Source organism: Microcystis sp. LE19-10.1B (assembly GCF_027530565.1).
Classification (GTDB): domain Bacteria; phylum Cyanobacteriota; class Cyanobacteriia; order Cyanobacteriales; family Microcystaceae; genus Microcystis; species Microcystis aeruginosa.
The window spans coordinates 1-3,117 of the sequence record NZ_JAPZQM010000169.1 but is presented as its reverse complement, the minus strand read 5'-3'; the positions used below and the strand labels follow the sequence as shown (position 1 = coordinate 3,117).

Below are 3,117 nucleotides of genomic sequence, written 5' to 3'. Positions count from 1 at the left end.
TCATCGAAAATTTGGGTCTGAAACCCCGCCGTTTTAGGTTGGCTTTGCTGTTAAATATTAGCACATTTACGAAATATATGCTAAAATATGAGACATGGAAAAAGCCTATTCTTACCGATTTTACCCGACACCAGAACAAGAGTCGCTATTGCGGCGCACTTTGGGATGTGTAAGATTGGTTTACAATAAAGCTCTCCACGAACGAACACAAGCTTGGTACGAAAAGCAAGAAAGAGTAGGCTACGCTCAAACTTCTTCAATGTTGACCGATTGGAAAAAGCAAGAAGAATTAGACTTTCTCAATGAAGTAAGCTGTGTACCCTTACAACAAGGGTTAAGACATTTACAAACAGCTTTTACTAACTTCTTTGCTGGTCGTACTAAGTATCCTAACTTTAAGAAAAAACATCAGGGAGGAAGTGCCGAATTTACCAAATCAGCCTTTAAATTTAAAGACAAACAAATCTATTTAGCCAAATGCACGGAACCCTTAGCGATTCGATGGTCAAGACAAATCCCAGAAAGCTGTGAACCAAGCACAGTAACAGTCAGATTACATCCTTCTGGACGCTGGCATATTTCAATAAGATTTGATGACCCAACAATTAAGCCATTACCAGTAACAGATAAAGCCATTGGAATTGACTTAGGAATTAGTAGCCTAGTAATTACCAGCGATGGCGATAAAGTGTCTAATCCCAAGCATTTTAACAAGCATTATCGGAGACTGCGAAGAGCATCGAAATATCTTTCTAGAAAAGAGAAAGGGTCAATAAATCGGGAAAAAGCAAGAATCATAGTAGCCAAGATTAACGCTCAAATCACCGATAGCAGAAAAGACCATTTACATAAGCTAACCACTCAATTATTTAGGGAAAACCAAACGATTGTGGTTTAGAATTTAGCCGTCAAGAATATGGTCAAAAACCCGAAATTATCTCAGGCAATATCTGATGTAAGCTGGGGTGAAATCACCCGACAATTAGCCTATAAATGCCGTTGGTATGGGAGAAATTACATCGAAATAGATAGATGGTTTCCTAGCTCTAAAAGGTGTAGTAATTGCGGGTATATTGCTGAGAAAATGCCGTTAAATGTTCGAGAATGGGATTGTCCAGACTGTGGGACACACCATGACCGAGATATTAACGCCAGTAAAAACATTTTGGCCGCAGGGCTTGCGGTGTCAGTCTGTAGAGCGACCATAAGACCAGAACAGAGTAAATCTGGGGCGGCAGGTGCGGAACCCCGCAAGGGAAAGAAGCAGAAACCTAAATCGTGAGGTTTGGGAATCACCGTCCGTTTACGGCGGCGAGGATGTCAAGATGAGTAAGGAGAAAAATTCCTAATCAGTTATTGTCCGTCTCCAGAGGGCAAAAACCGTGAGCAGAAAAGGAGTAAAAACCAGAATTAAAGTGTTAAGAGGACTGGGAGCGATCGATAATAAAGGGGCAAGATATTTAATTCCCAGGGAAATCAAAGCCGATATCAAGATTATTTTGATAATAAAGCCGCTCATAGATCAATGTTTAGGTGACACCAGCACTATCTTATCCCTGAAGAGGTTAAAAATTGCTCAAAATGTGGAAATCATACCCCATCAGTTTTATTAATACTAGGGCGAAGCGGCTAGATTTTCTGGGGGAGGTCGGTTCCGAGGGAAGAGGAAAGTATGAGACAATGGAAAGAAAAGGCTGAGTCAATTAACTAGAGATATTCATTGCTAGGACTGAAGACTTAATGGCCAGGACGAATCTTGACAACAAATAAAATTTACCCTGTCCACCGCCTCTATCTTGCCGCCAATAGTCACCGTGATCACTTTAACTCTTTTACACCCCAGTCAGGCCACGCCCCTACAACATTGGCAGTTTGACAATGATCAATCAACCATTCTCATCGGCAGGGCGCTGGATAATCATGTAGTTCTCTATAGTGCTGTGGTTTCGAGGCGGCACTTAGAAATCCGCCATAATAATGACCACGATGATTGGGAATTGGAAAATTTAGGGGCAAATGGGACGTTTCTCAATGGCAAACCGGTCGAGAAAACCGTCGTCGTTGATGGTATGGTGGTTCGTTTAGCCGCCTCCGGCCCGCAAATTCAAATTCGTCTCATTGATGAGGACGAGCAACCAAAATTAATCCTCAAATCCCTAGAGGCTCCTTTGGTGGGCAACCAAACTCAGCCAGAAAAGGATACTATCGCCAGCTAGAAAATATTAAATTTTTATAAAGTTTTTTCAATTTCCCTAACAAAATGTAAAAATAGATACAGAATAAGAAATAAAATCTTCTAGCTTGCTGTCCCTAAATAGGGACGACAAGAGAGATTAAAGTCAATTTAAAGCATTGCAGGGAGTCGGTGATATGACGTTAGCCTATCGAGGAGTTAAGTACGAAAGGGATTCTCTCCCCTTGGAGATGAAGACCGGAGATATCGGGGGTAAATACCGAGGTCAAGACTGGAATCACCATTATCCTCGCCATATGCTCCAATTAGAACCGAAACTGCATCGTCAGTATCGTGGAGTTGCCTACAGCACCCGTCCTCATCTTGCCGGACAAGTCATCCCAAGCACTTGTCCGTTGCCTGTTGTCAAACCCCCTGTTGTTGTCCAAGAGGAAACCCTTTCTAGCATCCATCTGAACAATATTCGTCTTCGTCTGGAACGTCGTTTACAAATCGCTCAAGAGAATGGTGACGAAACCCTCGTTAATCTCTTGAAAAAAGAATCCCAAGACTTAGCCTTAAACTGCTAGATTAGCAGTTTTTCTCCACTTTCCCCTCGGTTCTGCCGGGGGGAATATTTTTGGGCGCAAAAATGCCTAAATCTTCCCCCCGCTCACTCCCTGGGCCGGCACTTTTTGATTTTAAAAAAGCCTAAAGATATTATCCAACAAGATTTTTAGATTTTTTCAGCCAACCCTAGTTAGGAGCTTACAAGCTTTTAATTATATTAGGTCGAGGTCTATTTTAGGACTTGCTGAATAATGGTAAAACCCTTTGAAAATAAGGCTTTTGACCTGTTAAAATCTGATGTTAGTGCAAGAAAATAGGATTGGGACATTCAAAAACCTTGCATTATTCTCCTCGTAGTACATAAACTGGTACAA

General features: G+C 41.6%; 3 protein-coding genes and 1 pseudogene. 3 read left to right on the top strand and 1 reads right to left on the bottom strand.

Going from position 1 to position 3,117, the window contains the following annotated elements; all coding sequences use genetic code 11:
* The first annotated feature begins 94 nt into the window (after nucleotides 1-94).
* Nucleotides 95-1,282: pseudogene (locus O9332_RS05980) on the top strand (RNA-guided endonuclease InsQ/TnpB family protein).
* Between the two features lie 63 nt (nucleotides 1,283-1,345).
* Here the strand turns inward: O9332_RS05980 and O9332_RS05975 are convergent.
* On the bottom strand, nucleotides 1,346-1,519 hold the full coding sequence (locus tag O9332_RS05975) for a hypothetical protein (protein WP_167341553.1): 174 nt from the start codon (nucleotides 1,517-1,519) through the stop codon (nucleotides 1,346-1,348).
* Nucleotides 1,520-1,814: 295 nt separating this feature from the next.
* Between O9332_RS05975 and O9332_RS05970 the strand changes: the two genes are divergently transcribed.
* A complete protein-coding gene (locus O9332_RS05970; protein WP_002756949.1) occupies nucleotides 1,815-2,216 on the top strand; it encodes an FHA domain-containing protein in 402 nt (133 codons plus the stop codon).
* A 154-nt stretch (nucleotides 2,217-2,370) separates the two neighbouring features.
* The gene (locus O9332_RS05965) at nucleotides 2,371-2,763 is read left to right on the top strand and encodes a DUF4278 domain-containing protein (protein ID WP_002756950.1); all 393 of its coding nucleotides are present in this window, start codon (nucleotides 2,371-2,373) and stop codon (nucleotides 2,761-2,763) included.
* Nucleotides 2,764-3,117: the final 354 nt, after the last annotated feature.

Coding starts and splice junctions, on each gene's coding strand:
- O9332_RS05975 (WP_167341553.1), bottom strand. CDS start 1,519: ATGAGCGGCTTTATTATCAAAATAATCTTGATATCGGCTTTGATTTCC.
- O9332_RS05965 (WP_002756950.1), top strand. CDS start 2,371: ATGACGTTAGCCTATCGAGGAGTTAAGTACGAAAGGGATTCTCTCCCC.